The sequence below is a fragment of the Amycolatopsis sp. NPDC051045 genome, from assembly GCF_040682955.1.
In the GTDB taxonomy this organism is placed as follows: domain Bacteria; phylum Actinomycetota; class Actinomycetes; order Mycobacteriales; family Pseudonocardiaceae; genus Amycolatopsis.
In genome coordinates, this window is the sequence record NZ_JBFBCC010000004.1 from 436,630 (window position 1) to 458,277 (window position 21,648).

At 70.6% G+C, this 21,648-nt stretch carries 18 protein-coding genes; 14 read left to right on the forward strand and 4 right to left on the reverse strand.

Features of this window, described 5'->3' with window-relative positions; genetic code table 11:
- Positions 1 to 53 precede the first annotated feature (53 nt).
- Entirely contained in the window at positions 54 to 1,952 is a 1,899-nt protein-coding gene (locus AB0M80_RS13255) for a DUF2339 domain-containing protein (RefSeq protein WP_364563156.1), read from the reverse strand.
- A gap of 157 nt (positions 1,953 to 2,109) precedes the next feature.
- Here AB0M80_RS13255 and AB0M80_RS13260 point away from each other — a divergent pair, with 157 nt between their 5' ends.
- Together AB0M80_RS13260 and dusB are read left to right on the forward strand one after the other, a co-directional pair.
- A complete protein-coding gene (locus tag AB0M80_RS13260; RefSeq protein ID WP_364563159.1) occupies positions 2,110 to 2,646 on the forward strand; it encodes a hypothetical protein in 537 nt (178 codons plus the stop codon).
- Between the two features lie 34 nt (positions 2,647 to 2,680).
- A complete protein-coding gene (gene dusB, locus AB0M80_RS13265) occupies positions 2,681 to 3,820 on the forward strand; it encodes a tRNA dihydrouridine synthase DusB (protein WP_364563161.1) in 1,140 nt (379 codons plus the stop codon).
- Between the two features lie 66 nt (positions 3,821 to 3,886).
- On the opposite strand, the gene AB0M80_RS13270 is transcribed toward dusB, so the two are convergent.
- A complete protein-coding gene (locus AB0M80_RS13270; protein ID WP_364563164.1) occupies positions 3,887 to 4,948 on the reverse strand; it encodes an RICIN domain-containing protein in 1,062 nt (353 codons plus the stop codon).
- A 703-nt stretch (positions 4,949 to 5,651) separates the two neighbouring features.
- Between AB0M80_RS13270 and AB0M80_RS13275 the strand changes: the two genes are divergently transcribed.
- From AB0M80_RS13275 to phoU, 12 genes are all read left to right on the forward strand, one after another.
- A complete protein-coding gene (locus AB0M80_RS13275; RefSeq protein WP_364563167.1) occupies positions 5,652 to 6,305 on the forward strand; it encodes a VC0807 family protein in 654 nt (217 codons plus the stop codon).
- 32 nt (positions 6,306 to 6,337) lie between these two features.
- Positions 6,338 to 7,030, forward strand: a complete 693-nt coding sequence (locus AB0M80_RS13280) for a GntR family transcriptional regulator (RefSeq protein WP_364563170.1) — start codon at positions 6,338 to 6,340, stop codon at positions 7,028 to 7,030.
- Positions 7,027 to 8,022 carry an ADP-ribosylglycohydrolase family protein gene (locus AB0M80_RS13285; protein ID WP_364563173.1) on the forward strand — a complete coding sequence of 332 codons (996 nt, stop codon included), beginning with the start codon at positions 7,027 to 7,029 and terminating at the stop codon, positions 8,020 to 8,022. The genes AB0M80_RS13280 and AB0M80_RS13285 overlap by 4 nt, the downstream gene beginning before the upstream one ends.
- Positions 8,019 to 8,894, forward strand: coding sequence for a PfkB family carbohydrate kinase (locus AB0M80_RS13290; RefSeq protein WP_364563176.1), 876 nt, complete (start codon positions 8,019 to 8,021; stop codon positions 8,892 to 8,894). Before AB0M80_RS13285 ends, AB0M80_RS13290 begins: the two co-directional genes overlap by 4 nt.
- Positions 8,891 to 10,324: a cytosine permease gene (locus tag AB0M80_RS13295; protein WP_364563179.1), complete on the forward strand. Its 1,434-nt coding sequence runs from the start codon at positions 8,891 to 8,893 to the stop codon at positions 10,322 to 10,324. Before AB0M80_RS13290 ends, AB0M80_RS13295 begins: the two co-directional genes overlap by 4 nt.
- Positions 10,321 to 10,848 carry a cysteine hydrolase gene (locus AB0M80_RS13300; RefSeq protein WP_364563182.1) on the forward strand — a complete coding sequence of 176 codons (528 nt, stop codon included), beginning with the start codon at positions 10,321 to 10,323 and terminating at the stop codon, positions 10,846 to 10,848. Before AB0M80_RS13295 ends, AB0M80_RS13300 begins: the two co-directional genes overlap by 4 nt.
- Positions 10,849 to 10,858: 10 nt before the next feature.
- Positions 10,859 to 14,038 carry an NACHT domain-containing protein gene (locus AB0M80_RS13305; protein WP_364563185.1) on the forward strand — a complete coding sequence of 1,060 codons (3,180 nt, stop codon included), beginning with the start codon at positions 10,859 to 10,861 and terminating at the stop codon, positions 14,036 to 14,038.
- Positions 14,035 to 14,868 (forward strand): alpha/beta hydrolase, encoded by an 834-nt coding sequence (locus AB0M80_RS13310; protein ID WP_364563188.1) that lies wholly within the window; start codon positions 14,035 to 14,037, stop codon positions 14,866 to 14,868. Before AB0M80_RS13305 ends, AB0M80_RS13310 begins: the two co-directional genes overlap by 4 nt.
- A gap of 86 nt (positions 14,869 to 14,954) precedes the next feature.
- Entirely contained in the window at positions 14,955 to 15,518 is a 564-nt protein-coding gene (idi, locus tag AB0M80_RS13315) for an isopentenyl-diphosphate Delta-isomerase (RefSeq protein ID WP_364563191.1), read from the forward strand.
- Positions 15,519 to 15,638: 120 nt separating this feature from the next.
- Complete coding sequence (locus AB0M80_RS13320; protein ID WP_364563661.1) at positions 15,639 to 16,313, forward strand: GGDEF domain-containing protein; 675 nt, start codon at positions 15,639 to 15,641, stop codon at positions 16,311 to 16,313.
- A 1,405-nt stretch (positions 16,314 to 17,718) separates the two neighbouring features.
- Positions 17,719 to 19,119 (forward strand): LCP family protein, encoded by a 1,401-nt coding sequence (locus AB0M80_RS13325; RefSeq protein WP_364563194.1) that lies wholly within the window; start codon positions 17,719 to 17,721, stop codon positions 19,117 to 19,119.
- An 83-nt stretch (positions 19,120 to 19,202) separates the two neighbouring features.
- Entirely contained in the window at positions 19,203 to 19,868 is a 666-nt protein-coding gene (gene phoU, locus AB0M80_RS13330; RefSeq protein ID WP_364563197.1) for a phosphate signaling complex protein PhoU, read from the forward strand.
- 74 nt (positions 19,869 to 19,942) lie between these two features.
- Here the strand turns inward: phoU and pstB are convergent, their stop codons facing one another.
- A complete protein-coding gene (pstB, locus tag AB0M80_RS13335) occupies positions 19,943 to 20,719 on the reverse strand; it encodes a phosphate ABC transporter ATP-binding protein PstB (RefSeq protein ID WP_364563199.1) in 777 nt (258 codons plus the stop codon).
- Between the two features lie 10 nt (positions 20,720 to 20,729).
- On the reverse strand, positions 20,730 to 21,647 hold the full coding sequence (gene pstA / locus AB0M80_RS13340) for a phosphate ABC transporter permease PstA (RefSeq protein ID WP_364563202.1): 918 nt from the start codon (positions 21,645 to 21,647) through the stop codon (positions 20,730 to 20,732).
- Between the last annotated feature and the right edge of the window lies 1 nt (position 21,648).

Genomic DNA, 21,648 nt, shown 5'->3' on the forward strand with positions numbered 1-21,648 from the left:
TCGTCGGACTGGTGATCCAGGTAACCACGGGGCACCGGCAATTTCTTCCCTCGCTAGCGCGACGCCACCCGTCGCGCGTACCGCGTCCCGGCCGCCAGCAGCACCAGGCCCGCGCCGAGGAACGCGCCGACCCTGGCCAGTCCGTCGAGCGCCGCCAGGTCGAACAGCACCAGCTTGAGCACCGCGGCACCGACCAGGATCAGCCCGGTCACCCGCAGCGCGACGACGTCGATCCCGCGCAGGAGCAGCACGAGCGCCGCGATCGTCCAGGACACCGTGATCAGCGCGTGGCCGACGAGGAAGCCCGACCGGCCGGGGACCGCCAGCAGCGCCCCGCACAGCACGACCCCGGCGGCGCCGTACAGCGCCGAAACCCCGGCTAGGAGCCAGATCGGCAGGTCGTCGGCCGGGCCGCGGAACACGGCCAGCCGGGCCGCGGCCCACGGCAGCGCGACCGACACGGCGAGGATCAGCGCGGCGACCGCGAGCGCGCCGGCCAGGTCGGCGGCCGAGCGGGTGCGGGGCACGATCAGCAGCGCGGGCGTGACGTCGAAGACCACGCCGATCAGGCCGCCGATCGCGGCGAACCCGAGCGAGGCGCCGAGCGCGACCCGGTTGCGGCCGCCCACCGCGGCCACGACCAGCAGCAGCGCCTCGCCGAGCAGCACCCCGGCGCGCGCCGGGCCGTCGAACTGGGTGACCGTCGCCTGCAGGACCGCCAGCAACCCGGCCAGCCCGGCCACGTGCCCGGCGAACCCCAGCCACCAGCGGCGCGCCGCCCAGACGGCGAGCAGCAGCGCGCCCGCCCCGGCCGTGATCGGCACCGCCTGCGCCTTCGGCAGCAGCGCCGCCGCGACGAGCGTCGGCAGCACGGCGGTCGCCAGCACCGACAGCGCCGCGGGGTCGTTCTCACGGCGGCGCAGGACGATCAGCGCGAGCGCGACGCCCGCGATCCCGGCGCCGCCGGCCGCGGCGGTGTTCGCCCAGCTGCCGCCCCCGCCGAGCACCGCCGTGCTGATCACGGAAGCGAGCAGCGGCGGGACACCGGCGGCGAGCGTCAGCGACGACCAGTCGCGGCGCAGCTGCACCGGCGCCGCCGCGAGCTGCACCATCAGCAGGAAGGTGACCAGTTCGGGGGTGAACCCGCGGACGGTCATCGGCGCGCAGACGACGCAGCCGACGACGACGGCTGTGGCCAGCAGCGGCGACTCCCAGCGCACGGCCACGAGCAGCCCGCCGACGGCGACCGCCAGCCCGGCGGCGAGCCCGGCGAGCACCGGCAGGAATTCGTACAGCGTGGTCGCGGCGACGACGTCCAGGTAGAGCGTCGCGATGCCGGTGGCGGCCAGCGCGAACGCCCCGGTGCGGCCGGCGGGCTTGCGGTGCAGCCACACGCCGGTGCCGGTCAGCGCCAGCCCGAACCCGGCGCCGACGAGCACCCGCGGCAGCGGCCCGAGCCAGCCCCGCTGCACGGCCAGCACGAGCAGCAGGACGACGCCGAGCAGCGTCACGGCCCCGCCGACCCAGGCGAGCACGCGGCTGCCGGCGCCTTCCTTGCCGAGCTTCTGGCCCAACGTCTGCCGCGGAACCGGCAGGTAAGGCGCCGGGGCGTACGGCTGCTGCTGCGGGACGTACTGTCCCGGGGGCGGCGGCTGCCACTGGTACTGCGGCCACGGGATCGACTCCGGCCGCATCGGCCGGGGCTGCGGTTGGGGTTGGGGCTGGGGTTGGGGTTGGGGCTGCGGTTGGGGCTGCGGCTGCGGCTGCGGCTGCGCTTGGGGTGGCGGCTCAGGGGCCGGTTGAGGTGCCTGCTTCGGCTGTTCTGCCTGCTCGGGCTGCTCGGGCTGCTCGTCCCGGACGGTCCGCAGTTCGGAACCCACCAGCGCGAGACGACGCCCCAGGTCGTCGATCTCGCCGGCGAGCCGGAGGAGCACATCTGCTTCGGTGGTCATACCGGACAGGGTCACGCACCGGCGTCCACCTGCGGATCCGTAGCACTACTCAATCCCGGGTCACGTCCTGGTCGCGGCGGAGGGGCTCGTTCGTGATACGCCGAACCCCCTATCTGTCTAGAGTGTCGAAGCGGTCACCGTGCGGAGGGGAAGTGGGATGGCGGACGGGAAGAAGGCCGGGTGCGTAGCGGGAGCCGTCGCGCTGATGGGCGCGCTCGGCGCGCTGCTGACCGGGATCGCCGACTTCGGGGGGCTGTTCAAGGGCGACGATCCGCCGGCCGGCAGCTCCACCTCGGCCTCCAGCGCGCCGCAGTCTCCGGCCGCGGCCACCACGGCAGCCGCCGCGGCGACCGTGTACTTCCAGGGCCACCTCGAGTTCGGCCGCTTCAACCTGGACTTGAACCCGCCGAAGCGCACGGGCGACACGTACATCGTGGGCGGCACCGGAGGCGTGTTCGAGAGCTACCACGACGCCGGAAAGCTGGCGGCGTGGACGAGCAGCGGCACCCCGGACCGCACGGGCTGCACCTCGGCGGTCGACGAGCGGGGCGCCGAGTACCTCAGCGGCATCGAGAAGGGCACCCACGTGTGCGGCCGGACACCGGAGGGCCGGGTGTTCCGGATCGACGTCACCGGGGTGAGCGACCGCATCGACGGAGGCGTCACGGGAGACGTCACGGTCTGGGACAAGTGAGCCCGAGCGGGCGTGATCGACACCACAGGCGACAATGGAGGACGTGACCGCCACGCTGAGCAAGCCCGCCCTGAAGATCGGCCCCTACGAGGTCGATCCCCCGGTCGTGCTCGCCCCCATGGCCGGCATCACCAACGTCGCCTTCCGGCAGCTGTGCGCCGAGTACGGCGCCGGCATCTACGTGTGCGAAATGATCACCGCCCGCGCCGTCGTCGAACGGCACCCCGGCACCATGCACATGATGACCTTCGGCGAGCACGAAAAGCCCAGGTCCATGCAGCTCTACGGCGTCGACCCCAAGACCATGGCCGAAGCCGTCCGGATCATCGTCGGCGAAGGCCTCGCCGACCACATCGACTCCAACTTCGGCTGCCCGGTCGCGAAGGTGACGCGCAAGGGCGGCGGGGCGGCACTGCCGTTCAAGCGGAAGCTGTTCGAAGCCATCGTGCGCGAGTCCGCGAAGGCCGCCGGGGACACGCCGTTCACGGTGAAGTTCCGGATCGGCATCGACGACGACCACCGCACCTTCCTCGACGCCGGCCGGATCGCCGAAGCCGAGGGCGCCGCCGCGGTCAGCCTGCACGCCCGGACCGCCGCCCAGCGCTACTCCGGCCAGGCCGACTGGACCAAGATCGCTGAGCTGAAACAAGCCGTCACCAGCATCCCGGTGCTCGGCAACGGCGACATCTTCAGCGCCGACGACGCCCTGCGCATGGTCGCCGAGACCGGTTGCGACGGCGTCGTGGTCGGCCGCGGCTGCCTCGGCCGGCCCTGGCTGTTCGGCGAGCTCGAAGCCGCCTTCAAGGGGACCGAAATCCCCACCCCGCCCACCCTCGGCGAGGTCGCGAAGGTCCTGCGCCGCCACACCGAACTGCTCATCGAGCACGACGGCCACGACAAGGCCATGCGCGACATCCGCAAGCACATGGCCTGGTACCTGATGGGCTTCCCGGTCGGCTCCGAACTCCGCCGCGGCTTCGCGATGCTCTCGTCGATGGACCAGCTCGACGACCTGATCGCCCAGCTCGACCACGACGCGCCCTTCCCGGAGGCGGCGACGGGCCCGCGCGGCCGCCAGGGCTCCCCGGGCAAGGTCACGCTGCCACACGGCTGGCTCGACGACCCGGACGACGACTGCGTCCCCGAGGCGGAAGACATGCATTCGGGCGGCTGAGCACGGAGATCAGCACGCGGGTGGACAGTCGGCTGGCTCCGGCGGACGGCACCCAACGTACTGGTACTACCGCAGAATCGTGGTTTCCTCGATGTTGCTCTTGAGCGTCCGCCATTCCACCACCTTGGTTCCGCGGCCGCCCAGGCGCTTGACGATGTAGTGGTCACCCCGGTGCCACACCGCCAGCTTTCGACCGGTACTCGAGTCGAGCTTGCGCGACACTTCCACAGTCGACTCGAAGTTCTTGCCCTCCTCGCTGACCGTGGTGACGCCGATCTCTTTTTCGAAGGTACTCTTGAGACTGGCCGAAAACCCATTCAACGCGAATCCGCATTCAGCTGTCACCGATATTCCGGTCTTCTCACTGACCTGCCGGGAGTTCTTGGTGGTCAGGCCGAAGGTAACCTTGCTCACGCGTTCCTGGCTCGTTGGCGCACCGACGTAAAGGGAAAGCTTCCAGTACCCCCATCGCTCCAGCACATAGTATGGGCAATTCTCGGCTTGCCATTCTCGGCTGTTGTCGTCCTGGACCGCCATCAGCGGCAGCAGAGCGCTGGCGACGAGCACCTCCGTGGTACTTTCCGGCGTTTGCGCAGTGTCGCTCGGCTTAGGCGGCGAGCCGATTTCGGGAGGTTTTCCGCCATAGCCGTCCGGCATCTTGAAATCGGACACCTCGCGGTATTTGACGAGTCGCCACAGACGGTGGTCCTTCGAATTGGTGGAGTTCTCGAACCCCCACTGCTGGATGTTGTCGTCGTACGCCTTGGTGGTGAGACACTTCCTGCTACCCACGCTCTGGACGATCACGTGGTCGTCGGAATACGGGATGAATTCCCATTGCGAGTTGAGGGTGTAGCGCTGCCCCTGTTCGATATCGCCATCGTTGGCGCTACCGTCGTATGGAGACACCGGCAGCCCGGACCGGGCCCCGACGATCCAATAGGCCGTGTCGGTGTCGCCGGGACTGACCGGCATGATGTGCCATCGACTGTTCGGGGCGCGGTCATCGGGCCACTGTATCAACCGGCTTGAACCCGTCACGCCACCCGGCACGTGCAGATATTTTTCGGACGCCTTGTTCTGGAGCAACCAGATTACACCCGGCTTGACCCGGCGTCGTTCCTGCATGTCGATCTCCCTCGACAATTGAAGTCCGGCTCGACAAGAGCCAGGAGTCGGGTAATTTCACCCGGACACATTTCGACTGAAATCTCCTGCATCTCGATCTTGGGCCTGATCCCCCTCGAGACGCAAGAGCGTTCCCGGAAGTTACACTTTTACGTGAAGCAGGGTGGACGTGCTTGTGGCTGATGTGCTCAGTGCGCGCGAGGCCGCAGCGCCGACCGGCGACGGTGGACACAGAGGCGGCGGCCTGCCGAGACGACCTTCGACCACCACCGCCCCGACGGTGGGGTGATCATCCCGGCGGACCGCCGCCTACCCCGAACGGGCGTTACCCCGCTATCGGGTGACTTACCCACCAGGCGGGTGTGCTCAACCGTTTGCGTCCGACCTTCCTCGAAATCCGGACATCGCGAACTGTTCCGGCGCGAATCCGAGCAGCTCCGCGGATTCCCAGCGCCACCTGCGCCGACACGAGCCCGAGGAACACCACGGCGTAAAGGATCGGCCGGGCCGCCACCCGGGTGCCACGCCAGTACCGCCGCCACGACCTGGACCATCGCCACGACGAACACTGTGTACGCCGAGGCGCTCTGCAGGACGTTCCCGTTCAGCGGCGCGGATCGTGAGGCCGACCGTGACATCTGTCAGCCCGAAGTCGTGGCGGACGGCATCCTCCCCGAGCCCTCCGCCGCGACAAGCTCTTCCCATGACGACGAACCAGCCCGCAAGCGCCCCGCTCAAGTCCCTCGCCATCGACATCGCCGTGCCGATCGGGGTCTACTACGGACTCCACTCGCTCGGCGCGAGCGACTTCACCGCGCTCGCCCTCGCCGGGGTGTTCCCGCTCGCCCGGACCCTCTACCAGTTCGCCAAGAACCGGACGATCAACGGCCTCGCCCTCGTCGTCCTCGTGACCAACGTCGTCGGCATGCTGCTGACCTTCGTCTCCGGCGACGCCCGGATGATGATCGCCAAGGACTCGCTCGGCAGCGGCATCACCGGGCTCGTCATCCTGATCTCCGCGTTCACCGCCCAGCCGATCATGACCAAGGCCCTGCGCCCGTTCCTCACCCACGGCCAAGCCGACCACGAAGAGGCCTGGGAACGCCTGCAGGGCAACCGCCGGTTCGGCACCGTCGTCCGCCGCACCAGCTACATCTGGGGTGTCGGGTTCGTGCTGGAGAGCGCGGCCCGCGTGATCGGGGCCTTCACCCTGCCGGTGGCCACGATGGTGTGGCTGAGCACGGTCATCTTCGTGGGCTCGTTCGCGGTGATCATGCTGGTCGCCGGCGTGAGCGCCAAGGAAGCGGGCATGATGGTCGCCGAAGAAGCCCGGCCGCGGGAGCTCGTCGCCGCTTGACCGGCCCGGACCCAACGCGTACAGGTGTGTACATGTACAGCAAACGGGAGCAGCTGGTCGGCGACCTGACCGACCTGATCCGCTCCGGGCGGCTCGCCCACGGCGAACGCCTCCCCGGCGAGAACCAGCTCGCCCTGCAGTACCAGGTCAGCCGCGGCACCGTCCGCAGCGCGCTGTCCGAGCTCCAGCAGCTCGAGCTCATCTCCACCCAGGCCGGCGTCGGTTCGTTCGTCACCTTCGACGGCGTCCAGCTCGACCAGCGGATCGGCTGGGCCCGGGCCCTCGCCGACGCCGGCGCGCCGGTCACCACCGAACTGCTCGGCATCGAGGCCGTCGAAGACCGCGCCTTGGAAGAAGAATTCGGCGAGCAGGCCTACATCGCCGTGCGGCGGCTGCGGCGGGAGCGCGACCGCGGGATCTCGCTCGAAACCGCCACCGTGCCGGCCACCGGGCCGCTCGCCGACCTCCCCGCGAACGGACTGCTGGACGGCTCCCTGACCAAGACCCTCGAAGCCGCCGGGCGGATCTCCGTCGGCGGCGACCAGTGGATCAGCACCGAACGCCTCGACGCCTGCGCCGCCGGACTCCTCGGCCGCTCGATCGGCGAGCTCTTCCTCCGCGCCGAGCGCACCTCGGTCGACGTCGAAGGCCGGCTCGTCGAGCGCGTCGTCAGCCTGCTGGACCCGGACCGGTTCCAGTTCCACCTCACCTTCGGACACCGGTGAACGCGCGGGACCGGGCGCTCGGCGCGTTCACCGGGCTCGCCGTCGGCGACGCGCTCGGCATGCCGACGCAGTCGATGTCCCGCGCCGCCATCGCCGCCACCTACGGGCCGGTCACCGGCCTGCTCACCGCCGTCGCCGAGCAGCCGGTCGCGCCGTCGATGCCCGCCGGCTCGGTCACCGACGACACCGAGCAGGCCGTCCTGCTGGCCCGGCTGCTCATCGACGGCCGTGGCACGGTGGAGCCGCACGTCTTCGCCGACGCCCTGCTGATCTGGGAGGCGGACATGGTCCGCCGCGGCTCCGCGGACCTGCTCGGGCCGTCCACCAAACGCGCGCTCGCCCGGCTCCAGGACGGCGTCCCGGCGGACGAAGCCGGCCGCACCGGGACCACCAACGGTGCCGCGATGCGGGTCACGCCGGTCGGCATCGCCACGCCGTCCGACGACCTGCACAGGCTGGTCGACGCCGTCGTCGCGACCGCACGGGTCACGCACAACACCAGCCTGGGCATCGCGTCCGCCGCCGCGGTCGCGGCCGCCGTCTCCGCCGGGGTCGATGGCGCGAGCCTGGCCGAAGCGCTCGACGCGGGCGAGCGCGCCGCCGTCGTCGGCGGGGAACGCGGGCACTGGGCACCCGGCGGGGAGATCGCCGCCCGGATCCGCTGGGCCCGCGACTGGGTGCGGGGCATGGCCCCGGCCGCCGTCGCCGACGCGGTCGCGCGGGTGATCGGCACGTCGGTCGCGTCGCAGGAGTCCGTCGTCGCCGCGTTCGCGCTGGCCGAAGCCATGGGCGACGACCCGCCGGCGGCGTTGCGCCTGGCCGCCGGGCTCGGCGGCGACACCGACACCGTCGCCGCGATCTGCGGGGCGATGCTCGGCGCGGCGCACGGCGTCGGCGCCTTCCGCCCCGACGTCGTCGAGACCGTCCTCGCCGTCAACCGGCTCGAATTCGGGCCGCTCGTCGACGAACTCCTCAAGCTGCGCCGGCGATGACCGGGCGGCTGGTGCACACCGGACAGGTCGTCCTCGACCTGGTCATGGCGGTGCCCGCGCTGCCACCACCGGGCGGTGACGTCCTGGCGTCGTCGACGAACCTGGTGCCCGGCGGCGGGTTCACCGTCATGGCCGCGGCCGCGCGGTCCGGCGCCCGCGTGCTCTACGCGGGCAGCCACGGCACCGGCGGCTTCGGCGACCTCGCCCGCGCCGCCCTCGCGGCCGAAGGTGTGGAACTGGCGCACGAGCCGACGTCCGAAATGGACACCGGCATCGTGGTCGTGCTGGTCGACGCGACCGGCGAACGCACCTTCGCGACCGGCACCGGCGCCGAGGGACAGCTGCGGTCCGCGGCGCTCGACCGGGTCCTACCAAAGAATGACGACGTGGTGTACGTGACCGGATACAGTCTGTTGCATGAGAGCAATCGCGCGGCACTCCGCGAGTGGCTACCCCGGCTGGCCGGCTCGAAGGTGCTGTTCGATCCCGGCCCGCTCGTCGCATCGATCAATCCGGAGGCCCTTCGAACGATACTGTCCACAGTAGACATACTGAGCTGCAATGCCCGAGAAGCCGACGTGCTCGGCGAGCTGCCTGCGGTCGCCGTCGTCCGCGACGGCGCGAAGGGCTGCCGCGTCCACGAGCACGGCCGGATCACCGACGTTCCCGGCTTCCCGGTCGACGCGGTGGACACCACCGGCGCGGGCGACACGCACTGCGGCGTGCTGGCTGCGGAGCTGCTGCGCGGCAGTACCCTCCTCGACGCCGCCGTGCGCGCCAACGCGGCGGCCGCGCTTTCGGTGACCCGGCGCGGCCCGGCGACCGCGCCGGGCCGGGACGAGATCGACCAGCTGGTGGAGGGCACGCGATGACCGGTTCCCGCAAGCTCGAGGTGGAGACCAACGGCCTCGACGTGATCGACGACGCCGAGCGTCGCGGACGGCCCCGGCAGCTGTTCTGGCCGTGGTTCGGCGCGAACGTGTCGGTGCTGGGACTGAGCTACGGCTCGTTCACCCTCGGCTTCGGCATCTCGTTCGGGCAGGCGCTGGCCGCCGGGGTCGTCGGCATCCTGTTCTCGTTCCTGCTGTGCGGGTTCGTCGCGATCGCGGGCAAACGCGGGTCGGCACCGACGATGCTGCTCTCGCGCGCGGCGTTCGGCGTGCGCGGCAACCGGCTGCCGTCGGCGATCTCGTGGCTGCTGACGGTCGGCTGGGAAACCGTGCTGGCCGCCCTGGCGACGCTGGCCACGGCGACCGTGTTCGAGCGCCTCGGCTGGGGCGGCGGGACACCGACGAAGGTGGTCGCGCTCGTCGTGGTGGCGGCGCTGACCGTCGCCGCCGGGGTGCTCGGCTTCGACGCGATCATGAAGCTGCAGACGTGGATCACCTGGATCACCGGCGTGCTCACCGTCGTGTACGTGGTCCTCGTGGCCGGGGACGTGCACTGGGAGGCGGTCAGCGCGCTGCCGTCCGGCTCGGCACAGCAGTGGGTCGGCGCGCTGGTGTTCCTGATGACCGGCTTCGGCCTCGGCTGGGTCAACGCGGCCGCGGACTACTCGCGCTACCTGCCGCGGTCTTCGTCGAGCCGCGGCGTGGTCGGCTGGACGACGTTCGGCGCGTCGGTGGCGCCGGTGGTGCTGCTGGCGTTCGGGCTGCTGCTGGCCGGCTCGTCGCCGGACCTGAACAAGGCGATCGCGGCGGACCCGATCGGCGCGCTGACGACGTTGCTGCCTCTGTGGTTCCTGGTGCCGTTCGCGATCGTCGCGGTGCTCGGCCTGGTCGGCGGCGCGGTGCTGGACATCTACTCGTCGGGGCTGGCGCTGCTCTCGGCGGGCCTGCGCATCCCACGGCCGGCGGCGGCGCTCGTCGACGGCGTGCTCATGATCCTCGGCACGATCTACATCGTGTTCTTCGGCGGCGAGTTCCTCGGCCAGTTCCAGGGTTTCCTGGTGACGCTGGGCGTACCGGTCGCGGCCTGGTGCGGCGTGATGCTCGCGGACATCCTGCTGCGGCGGGGCGACTACGCCGAGCGGGAGCTGTTCGACCCGGCCGGCCGGTACGGCGACGTCCGGGTCGGCCCGATCGCGCTGGTGCTGGTGGCGACGGCCCTCGGCTGGGGCCTGGTGACGAACACGTCCGCGGACTGGCTGAAGTGGCAGGGGTACCTGCTCGAGCCGTTCGGGCTCGGCGGCCGCGAAGGCGCGTGGGCCTTCGCGAACCTCGGCGTGCTGCTGGCGCTGGCGCTGGGCTTCCTGGTGACCCTGCTGACGAGGCGGCGAGTCCGCGCGCAGGAGGCGGTGTGAAGTCGATCCTGGCGGTCATCGACCTGCAGAACGTGTTCGCCGACCGGGCGAGCCCCTGGTTCACCCCGCGCTTCGCCGAGGTCGTCCCGCCGATCCGGCGGTTGGTGACGGCTTTCGGCGACGACGTCGTGTTCACGCGGTTCGTCGCGCCGGCACGTCCGGAAGGGGCGTGGAAGCAGTACTACGAGCAGTGGCCGTTCGCCTTGCAACCGCCGGATGCGCCGCTGTACCAGGTGGTCGACGCGTTCCAGCCATCCTCCACTGTGGACACGACCACGTTCGGCAAGTGGCACCCCCGGATGGCGACCCGCGTCGGCGGCGCCGGGCTGGTGCTGGCGGGCGTCTCGACGGACTGCTGCGTGTTGTCGACGGCACTGGCCGCGGCGGACGCGGGCGTCTCGGTGACCGTGGTGTCCGACGCGTGCGCGGGCGTGGACGACGAGAGCCACGCGAAGGCGCTGGACATCATGAGGCTGTACGGGCCGCTGGTGAAGGTGGCCACCACCGCCGAGGTGCTCGGCTAGGCTTGTCGCGGTGAGCCTCGAAGCCTCAGCGATCGCGTTGACGACTGCGGTGGTGAAGGCGGCTGCGAAGGTTTGGCTGGGAGACCGGACCATCGCCGTAGACGCCACGGCCAAGGTCTTCGATCTCCTGGAAAAGCAGGTCACCGGCCTCAACGACCGCCGCAAGCTCCGGCTGCTGTTCACGAACCTCGAATCCCGGGTCGCCGACCGGCTGCTGCCGTTCCTCGACGTCGAGTTCCGCGCGCTGCCGGAGAACGAGCGAGCCGCCGCGGTGGAGGCGGTGCGCGAGACGTTCGAGCACGCCGCGTTGACCGACGACGACCTGTTCGCCGCCGACCTCGACGCCGCCTACCTGTACCGCTACCTGCTCCGGACCGTCCCCGGCGTCACCAGGCTCCTTTCGGCGGACGCGACCGAGCTGTACCAGCGGGTGCTGCGGGAATGCTGCGCGTACCTGGTGCAGGTGACGAGCACCCTGCCCCGCTTCCAGCCCGGCGCGCTCGTCGAGGTCCTCCGGCGCGAGACGGAAATCCTCGAGGCGGTCCGGAACGTGCTCGCCGCGTTGCCGGAACGCCGTCACCCGGACGACTTCGCCGCGGACTTCCGCCGCCAAGTCGTGACGGCCCTCGACCGGATGGCCCTGTTCGGAGCGGGCCTGACGGACGCCACCCGGCTTTACCCCCTGTCGGTGGCGTACCTGAGCCTGAGCGTCAGCACCGACCACGACGGCGCGCCGGCAGACCGAATTGAGCACGTCCTGCCGCGGTCTTCGCGGATCCTGCTGCGCGGTGAGGCGGGATCGGGCAAGACGACGCTGCTGCAGTGGCTGGCCGTCCAGTGCGCGAGCCGGCAATTCCAAGACGTCGACGGCTGGGCCGATCTGGAGCCGTTCCTGGTGCGGCTGCGGCGGTTCAGCCGGTCGCCCCTGCCGACGCCGGAACGCTTCCTGGACGAGGTCGGCCGGCACATCACCGACGAGATGCCGACCGGGTGGGTGCAGCAGCGACTGCGCCGCGGGCAGGCCGTCCTGCTCGTCGACGGCCTCGACGAGCTCCCGGACGAGCGCCGCCGTGAGGTCCGCGAGTGGCTTCGCGAACTCGTCGGCGCGTTCCCGCGGGCCCGGTTCGTCGTGACCACCCGCCCGTCCGCGGTGGCTCCCGACTGGCTGCGCCGCGACGGGTTCACCGAGGTCCGGCTGCAACCGATGACGCCTCGCGACGTCCGCACGTTCGTCAAGCGGTGGCACCGGGCGATGCCGGCCGCCGAAGACCGCGGCGACGCACTGGTCGAAGCCATCGGCGCACGGAGCGCGTTGCGGCGACTGGCCGAGAACCCGTTGATGTGCGCGCTGCTCTGCGCGCTCCACCACGAAGGCAACGGGCGGCTGCCGGACAACCGCATGGAGCTCTACGAAGTCGCGTTGCGGATGCTGCTCGACAGCCGGGACATCGAGCGCCGGATCGAAGCAGCCGTCCGGCTTTCCCTGACCGAGAAACAGGTGCTGCTGCGGAACCTGGCGTACTGGCTGGTCCGCAACGGCCACACGGACGTCCCGGCCGTCGACGCCGAAGCCCGCATCGCGGCGAAGCTGCGTTCGATGGGGCAGATCGACGTCACCCCGCGAACGGTGTTCCGGCACCTGCTGGACCGCGGTGGCGTGCTGCGCGAGCCGGTTCCGGGCCGGATCGACTTCGTGCACCGCACGTTCCAGGAGTACCTGGCCGCGCAGGCGGCGGTCGAAGAAGACGACATCGGCATCCTGACGGCGAACGCGCACCTGGACGAGTGGCGTGAAGTGGTCGTGCTGGCGGCCGGTCACGCGCATCCGGCGCAGCGCGAACGCTTGCTGGACGGGATCCTCGGCTGGGACGCGGAAGAGCCGCAGCGGCTGAAGCTGGACCTGGTGGCGTTGGCCTGCCTCGAGACTTCGCCCGAGCTGAGCGAACGGCTGCGGAACGAGATCGAGGACCGCGCCAGCACCCTGATCCCGCCGTCCGGCTCCGATGTGGCCGCGGCGTTGGCGGCGGCGGGTGAGTTCGTACTGGACCTGCTGATCGACTGCGAACCGGAGCCACCGCAGGTTCCGTTCCTCATCCGCGCGGCCGCCCTCATCGGCGGCCCGGCGGCGCTCGACCTGATCGCCCGGCATCGCAGAAGTGACGACCCTCAAGTCGTCAGCGAACTCCTCACGGCTGAAGCACAGTTCGAACCCGGGGAGTACGCGGAACGAGTGCTGGCTGATTCGCCTCTGTTCGACGGATACGTCAGCTTGTACGACCCGGCGAAGCTGGTGATGTTGCCCCACCTCCGTCATCTCGAAGGGCTGCGGTGCCGGTTCACGGACGGCTACGGGCGGCTCGACTTCGTGCGCGATCTGCCTCGGCTCCATTCGCTCGTGGTCGAAGACACCGCAGGCTACGACCTGCCCTCGCTGTCGGGCACCGGACTGACCCACCTGACACTGGCCGGTCCCCCGTTGCGGGAGTCGGCGGACCTCAGCCCGCTGGCCGAAGTCCGCGGGTTGCGCTCGATCGAGGCTCGGGTCGCCACCCACGGCTGGCGGGCGCTGGCCGAGCTACCCGCCTTGAAGCACCTGCAGCTGAGCTGGATCCCCGACCCCGTCGAGCTGGCCGACCTGGTGCCGCTGACCGGCCTGCGGTCGTTGTCACTGAGCCACGTCTTCCGGCTCGGTGACCTCACGCCTCGCGTTCCTGGCGGCCCCGACCTCCCTCGCTTTCCTGGGCTGCAAGGCACTCGAAGACGTGTCGCTGCTCACCCGGTGGGCGGCCGGCCTCCGGTGGTTGCGCCTCGTCGCGTGCCCGCCCGTGGATCCGGCGCCGATCGCCGAGCTGACCAAGCTGCGGCTGCTCGACCTGACCGCGACCGACCTGCCGGACCTGGCGCTGCTGTCCGGGCTCCGGCAGCTGGAGGACCTGCGGTTGCGGGATCTGCGCGGCATGCCCGAGTTGACCCCGCTCGCCGATCTCGGCCGGCTCGAAAAGCTGACCGTGACGGGGATGGGCCGGCTCGATCTGCGGCCGCTCGCCGGGCGCTCGAAGCTCGACATCCGGATCAGCGATCTGGTCGAGCCGGTCGGGGTGGAGCTGCTCGGGCCGGACAGCACCGTCGTGACCGTCCAGGACCGCTGACACCGGACGTCCGGCCGGGCGAAGTAGATTCGCGTGCGTGATCGACCACATCAGCATCCCCACCGAGGCCGGTTCCTTCGACGCCATCGCCGCCGGCCCCGAAGACGGGCGGCCCGTCCTCCTGCTGCACGGCTTTCCCGAAGCGGCGGTCGAGTGGGAGCACCAGGTTGCCACTCTCGGGGTGCTCGGGTTCCGGGCCGTCGCGCCGGATCAGCGTGGCTACTCGCCCGATGTGCGGCCCGAACCGGCCGGCGACTACTCGATCGATCACCTCGTCGGGGACGTCGTCGCGATCACGGAAGCGCTGGGCTGGCCGAAGTTCGACCTCGTCGGGCACGACTGGGGTGGCGCCGTCGCCTGGTGGACCGCCGATGGGCACCCCGAGCGGCTGCGCAGCCTCACCGTTGTCTCGACACCGCACCCGGCCGCGCTCGCCGAGGCCATGAAGACCGACGAGGACCAGTACCTGCGCAGCCGCTACATGACCGAGTGGCGGCAGACCCGCATCACCGAACGGCGGATGCTGGAGAACGACGCCCGCGCGCTGCGCGACATGTTCGAGCGGCGCGTCCCGCCGTCCAAGGTCGACGACTACGTGCGGCGGCTGTCCGAGCCGGGTGCGCTCACCGCCGCCCTCAACTGGTACCGGGGCGGACGGCCGGGCGGGAAGATCGGCAAGATCGCCGTGCCGACGCTGTACCTCTGGAGCACCGAGGACGTCTCGTTCGGCTCCACCGCGGCGCTCGACACCGCCAACTGGGTCACCGGGCCCTACCGCTTCGAGATGCTCGAAGACGTCACGCACTGGGTGCCCGAGGAGGCGCCGGAAGTCGTCACCTCGTTGCTCGTCGAACACCTCAACGCGCGGTAACCACGCGTCACCCCGCCGGGCGGAAGGCGTTAACCCACCCTCCTCGCGGTACGGCTCGCAGGGGCCCGTCGTGTTCACTGGGGCACGTGGATATCGCGACCGAAACCGAAATCGAGCAGGTCGTCTTCGTCACCGAGGACGGCGTGCCCACCGGCGAGACCGGCCCGAAGCTGGCCAGCCACCACGAGCACACCCGGTTGCACCTGGCCTTCTCGTGCTACGTCCTGCGGCGCAGCGACAACGCCCTGCTGATCACCCAGCGGGCGCTCCACAAGAAGGTCTGGCCAGGGGTGTGGACCAACAGCGTCTGCGGCCACCCCGCGCCCGGCGAACCCCTCGAGGACGCCGTCCGGCGCCGCGCCGCCTACGAGCTCGGCCTGCCGTCGCTGTCCGGACTGCACTGCGTGCTGCCGAACTACCGCTACCGGACACCGCCGTTCCAGGGGATCGTCGAGAACGAGTTCTGCCCGGTGTTCGCCGCGTGGGCCGACGCCGAACCGGCGCCGAACCCCGAAGAGGTCGGCGACTGGCGCTGGGTCGCCTGGGCCGACTACACGGAGCTACTGAGCGACACGACCGCTGAGATGAGTTACTGGGCCAAGGACCAGTTCTCCCAGCTCAAGGGGATCGAGCCGTTCTCCGGACTCTGAGCCGTCTACTGCGCACGGTAGTCGCACCACTCTCGTTTGAGCGAAACTCACCTTCGCCCACCCCGGCGTCTCAAGCGCGGCTTCCGCCACGACGACAACCAAGGGGTGGTGGAAGTGGGCATGGTCGCCGAGGGTGAAAGCGCGCTGGAACGGACAGTCAGCCCGCAGCCGCCCGACCTGCTCCACCTGCACGAGGCCGTCGCCGGCCTCTTCGCCACCCAGGGCGATTGGCGGCGCGCCTACCAGCACCTGCGGTCCGCGCTGGCCATCGCCCGTGATGGGAGTCTCCGCGACGCGCTGACGTCGAGCTACAACCGCCGTTACCTCGACGAGCGGCTGTACGGACCGTTCACCGACCGTCCACCGCTGGGGCTCGCGCTGATCGATCTCGACCACTTCAAGAGCGTCAACGACACGTACGGTCACCTCGTCGGCGATCGCGTCCTGTGCGGCGTCGCCGATCTCCTCCAGCAGGGCCTGCCGCCGGACGGCTTCTGCGCCCGCTACGGCGGCGAGGAGTTCGTGCTGTGGCTGCCGGGGATCGACGCGCGGCACGCCTTCCGCATCGTCGAGGATGCGCGCCTCCGCGTCGCCGGTCATCCCTGGTCAGCCCTGCAGCCGGGACTGCGGGTGACCATCAGCGCGGGCCTGGCGCACGCGGCGCCGAAGTCCGTGGCGCCGGAGCGCCAGCTGCGCCACGCGGACGCTCTGCTTTATGCCGCGAAACGCGCGGGCCGCAACAAAGTGGTCTATCACGACGCGCAAACGACACAGTTAATAACCCACTCTGAGTAACACGAACGCGGCAATACTCCGTTCGCCAACCAGGGCCATCACCCGTTTGTCGACGCGCACCGGCCGTTCGTCGACTCAAGGTGAAGAAAATTCCGGGAGGGTGTCGTCACGAACAGGGGGTATCCGTACGATAACGAAAACCTCCGCGGGAACGATCACCTCCTGCGGGGGAAGACGGCCAAGTCGAAGCCACCCTGCGATCCCCGCGAAAGGAGACCGAGTGCCGGACGAGCACGACAGCCCGGGAACCGGTCGCCACTCCGGCAGTCCCGCGCGGCCCCGGCCCGGACGGCGCCGGTCGATGGAGGACCAGGGCGGGATCAGCGTCTCCGACGTCGTCGCCAAGACCACCGGCGTCCGTCCCCTGCCGGCCCGCGAGCAGCAGGACCGCTCCGACCAGCCGGGACATCGGGCCCGCCCCGCCGAACCACCGGTCCCGCCGGCCCCGGCCCGGGCGGCGCAGCCGCGGCCTGCGCAGGCTCCTGCAGAAGACCCAGTACCCACGGACGCCACTCGTCAACCGCGCACACCGCGACCGCGCCAGCCGCGCCGCACGACGGCCGCCGCCCCGCTGCCGGAGGCCCCGCTCCAGCGCCGCCCGCCGGCCGCGAACCCGGGCGCGCAGCAGACGTCGGCGGCACCGCAGCCACCCCGGCGGCTCCGCCGCCCGATGTCCGAGGGCACCGCATCCCAGGCCGACAGCGCCCCGCCGCGCCGCCCGGGGGCCGACGCGGACCGAGCTGCGCCCCCACGTCCGGCCCCGGACCACGCCGCGCCTCGCCGTTCCGCAGGCGCCCCCGAAGGACGCGCGGCAGGCACCGAGGCCGCTGGGCTCCAGCGCCCGACCCCGGACAGCCCGGCACCCCGCCGCACCACCGGCGCCGCTGAAGAGCGCACACAGCGCCGCCCCGCAGCGCCCCACGAGGCCGCTGGGCTCCAGCGCCCCACTCCCGACAGCCCGGCACCGCGCCGCGCCGCCGAAAGGCGCCCGTCCCGCCCCGCGACCGGCACCGAGGCCGCAGCGCCCCAGCGCCCGACCCCCGACAGCCCGGCACCCCGCCGCACCACCGGCGCCGCTGCCGAAGGACCGACCTCCCAGCGCCCCGCCGCCGACGGCCCCGCACCCCGCCACACCGCAGGCACCGCAGGCACCGCCGAAAGACGCCCGTCCCGCCCCGCGAACGGCACCGAGGCCGCAGCACCCCAACGCCCCACTCCTGACAGCCCGGCACCCCGCCGCACCACCGGCACCGCCGCCGACGGCCCCACCTCCCAACGCCCCGACGGCCCCGCACCCCGCCGCGCCGAAGGAGCGCCCCCGCGCGCTGCGGCCGGCCCCGATGGTCCGGCCCCCCAGCGTTCCTCGGCCGCGGTACCGCCGCGGGCCGCGCTTGATCCGCTGACCATGACCGACGAGATGGAAGCGATCGACGAGGCGACGCAGTACCGCCGCAAGATCGACCACACCCTCGCCCGGTTCTCCGCCGCGCACGACGAGATGGAAGCCGAGGAGGCCAAGCGGCGCGAACGCCGTGAACGCCTCTCGCCCGCCTCGCTGCTCGAGAGCACCCGCACCGCCCTTCACCGCGTCGTCACCACTGCGCCTTCGCCCGAAGAAGAGGCCGCCGAGCTGGCCGCGCAGACCCGGCTGCAGGAGAAGAAGCAGCGGAAGATCGACCAGTCGGCGCGGTTCGGGCGGATCGCCGCCGCCGTCGTCGCCGGGCTGGTGTTCCTCGGCATCGGGGGCGCGTGGGGCGCCCAGACCTACTTCGACGCCAAGTTCACCCAGGTCTCCGCCCTCGACGAGAACTCGGCCGACATCCAGGACGCCGAAGCGCAGGCCAACGACGAGAACTTCCTGATGGTCGGCTCCGACACCCGTGACGGCGCCTCCGCCGAAGAAGGCGTCGGTACCGCGGACAGCACGCCGGGGGCGCGCTCCGACACCGTGATGGTGGCGCACATCCCCGCGGACCGGAAGCGGGTCGTCGTCACGTCGTTCCCGCGCGACCTCGAGATCAACCGCCCCGAGTGCCAGCGCTGGGACCCGGCGCAGAGCAAGACGACCGACGAGAAGGTCCCCGCCCAGAAGATCGCGAAGCTCAACACCGCGTACGCGATCGGCGGACCGCCCTGCACCACCAAGGTGATCCAGCAGATCACCGGCCTGCGGATCAACCACTTCGTCGGCATCGACTTCAACGGCTTCAAGGAAATGGTCGACGCCGTGCACGGGGTGACCGTGCACAACGAGACCCCGATCGACGACACGATCCTCGGCAAGGTGCTGCTGGAGACCGGCGACGTCACGATCTCCGGCGACCAGGCGCTGAACTTCGTGCGCGCCCGGCACGTCAAGGGCGACCCGACCTCCGACTACGGCCGGATCAAGCGGCAGCAGGAGTTCATCGGCGCGCTGCTGCGGAAGGTCATGTCGTCGGACGTCGTGCTCGACCCCGGCAAGCTCAGCGACTTCATCACGGCGTTCGCGAAGGCCACCTTCGGCGACAACCTCGGCGTCAAGCAGATGATGACGCTGGCGCAGTCGATGAAGGGCCTCGACCCGTCGAAGATCACCTTCCTGACCGTGCCGACGGTCGGGTTGCCCAACAACCGCGGCAACGAGGTCCTCGTCGTCAGCAAGACGAAGACCCTCTTCGACGCGCTGCGCAACAACACCCCGCTGCCCGACCCGAACGCGCCGATCCCGGTGAGCGAGCAGGCTCCGCCGACCAGCACGTCGAAGTCGAAGGCGGGCTCGTCCAAGTCGACGACCACCAGCAAGAAGAGCGGCACCACGGGCTGATCCGCGACGATCGTTAGGCCGGGTTCACGTGCGGTTCACCCGGCGATGCGGTATCAGACCACGGTTGGCCGTAGGGTTGGGCCATGCGTGAGGCTTACCATGTCGAACTCGAACAGCTCGCCGACCACCTGGCCGCGATGTCGGTCCAGGTCGCCGAAGCGATGGAGCGGGCCACGCGGGCACTGCTGGAGGCCGATCTGAGCCTCGCCGAGCAGGTGATCAGCGACGACGCGAAGGTCGACAACGCCCGCGCCCAGTGCGAGGAGCAGGCGTACGCCCTGCTGGCCCTGCAGGCGCCGGTGGCGACCGACCTGCGCACGGTGCTCGCGGCGATCCACGCCGCCGAAAGCCTGGAACGGATGGGCGACCTGGCGCTGCACGTGGCGAAGACCGCGCGGCGCCGTCACCCCGAGCCGGTGCTGCCGGAGTCGGTGCGGCCGTACTTCGCCGAGATGGGCGAGGTCGCGGTCAAGCTGGCCCGCCAGACCGAGCAGGTCATCAAGTCCAAGGACGTCGAAGCGGCGAAGACGCTCGAGTCCGACGACGACCAGGTGGACGACATCCACCGCCACCTGTTCACGGTGATCATGGACCGCGAGTGGCCGCACGGCGTGGCCGCGGCGGTCGATGTCACCCTCCTCGGCCGCTTCTACGAGCGCTACGCCGACCACGCGGTTTCGGTTGCGAAGCGGATGATCTTCGTCGTCACCGGCAAGATGCCGGGCTACGGCTCCGACGACGACATGTGAGCCCTGACCACGAGAAAGCCCCCGGCCGGCGCCGGGGGCTTTCTCATTGCTCCACTTAGGACGAACCGGCAGGCTCAGCCGAAGCGGCCGGAAATGTAGTCTTCCGTGGCCTTTTCGTCCGGGTTGGAGAAGATCTTCTCCGTGTCGTTCAGCTCCACCAGCCGGCCCGGCTGCCCGACACCGGCGAGGTTGAAGAACGCCGTCTGGTCGGAAACCCGCGCCGCCTGCTGCATGTTGTGCGTGACGATGACGATCGTGTAGTCCTTCTTCAGCTCGCCGATCAGGTCCTCGATCGCCAGCGTCGAAATCGGGTCCAGGGCCGAGCACGGTTCGTCCATCAGCAGCACGTCCGGCTGGACCGCGATCGCGCGGGCGATGCACAGCCGCTGCTGCTGACCGCCCGAGAGCCCGCCGCCCGGCTTGTTGAGGCGGTCCTTGACCTCGTTCCACAGGTTCGCGCCGCGCAGGGCGCGCTCGGCGATCTCGTCGAGGGTCTTCTTTCCCTTGGCGCCGCCCAGCTTCAGGCCGGCGACGACGTTGTCCCGGATGGACATCGTCGGGAAGGGGTTGGGGCGCTGGAAAACCATGCCGATCGTGCGGCGCACCTGGACCGGGTCGACCGCCGAGGCGTAGATGTCCTCGCCGTCGAGCAGCACCTGGCCGTCCACGCGGGCGCCGGGAATCACCTCGTGCATGCGGTTGAGCGTGCGCAGCACCGTCGACTTGCCACAGCCCGACGGGCCGATGAACGCGGTGACGTTGCGCGGCGGCACGGAGAGGGTGACGCCGTCCACGGCGTGGAACTTGCCGTAGTAGATGTCCACGTCCTTGACGTCGATTCGCTTGGCCATCAGAAACAGCTCACTTCTTCTTCGGCGCGACCAGGCGCGCGAACACGGTGGCGAGGAGGTTGATCAGGGCGATGATGAGCACCAGGGTCAGTGCCGCGCCCCAGATCCGGTCGAAGCCGACCGAGCCCGGCTCCATCGGGTTGCTGACGCGTTCGTTGTTCATCAGCAGGGGCAGCGCGGCCTGCTCGCCGCTGAAGATGTCCCAGTTCGTGTAGGCCGAGTAGCCGACGAGGACCAGCAGCGGCGCGGTTTCGCCCATCACGCGGGCCAGCGCCATCATGACGCCGCCGATGATGCCGGACATCGCCGTCGGGAGCACGATCTTCATGATCGTCTTCCACTTCGGCACGCCCAGCGCGTACGACGCCTCGCGCAGGTCGTCCGGGACGATCCGCAGCATCTCTTCCGACGAGCGGACGACCACCGGGATCATCAGCAGCACCAGGGAGAGCGAGACGGCGAAGCCGCTGCGCGGCAGGCCGAACGTCGTGATCCACAGCGCGTAGATGAACAGCGCGGCCACGATGGACGGCACCCCGGAGAGGATGTCCACCATGAACGTGATGGCCTTGGCGAGCTTGCCGCGGCCGTATTCGACGAGGTAGATCGCGACGAGCATGCCGATCGGCACCGCGATGATCGCGCAGACGAGGCCCTGCAGCAGGCTGCCGATGATGGCGTGCAGCACGCCGCCGCCGACCTCGTCGGACAGCACGTCCCCGAAGTCCTGGCCCCACCAGTTGCTGTACGGGATGCGCTTGATGCCGTTCACGACCACCGTGTACAGCACCCACACCAGCGGGACGACGGCGATCAGGAACGACAGCCAGACCAGCGTGGTCGCCACGCCGTTCTTGACCTTGCGAGCCAGGCTGACCTGCTGGAACGCCGGAGTCGATGCGGGCGCTTCGAGCGAGGTGGTGGACACG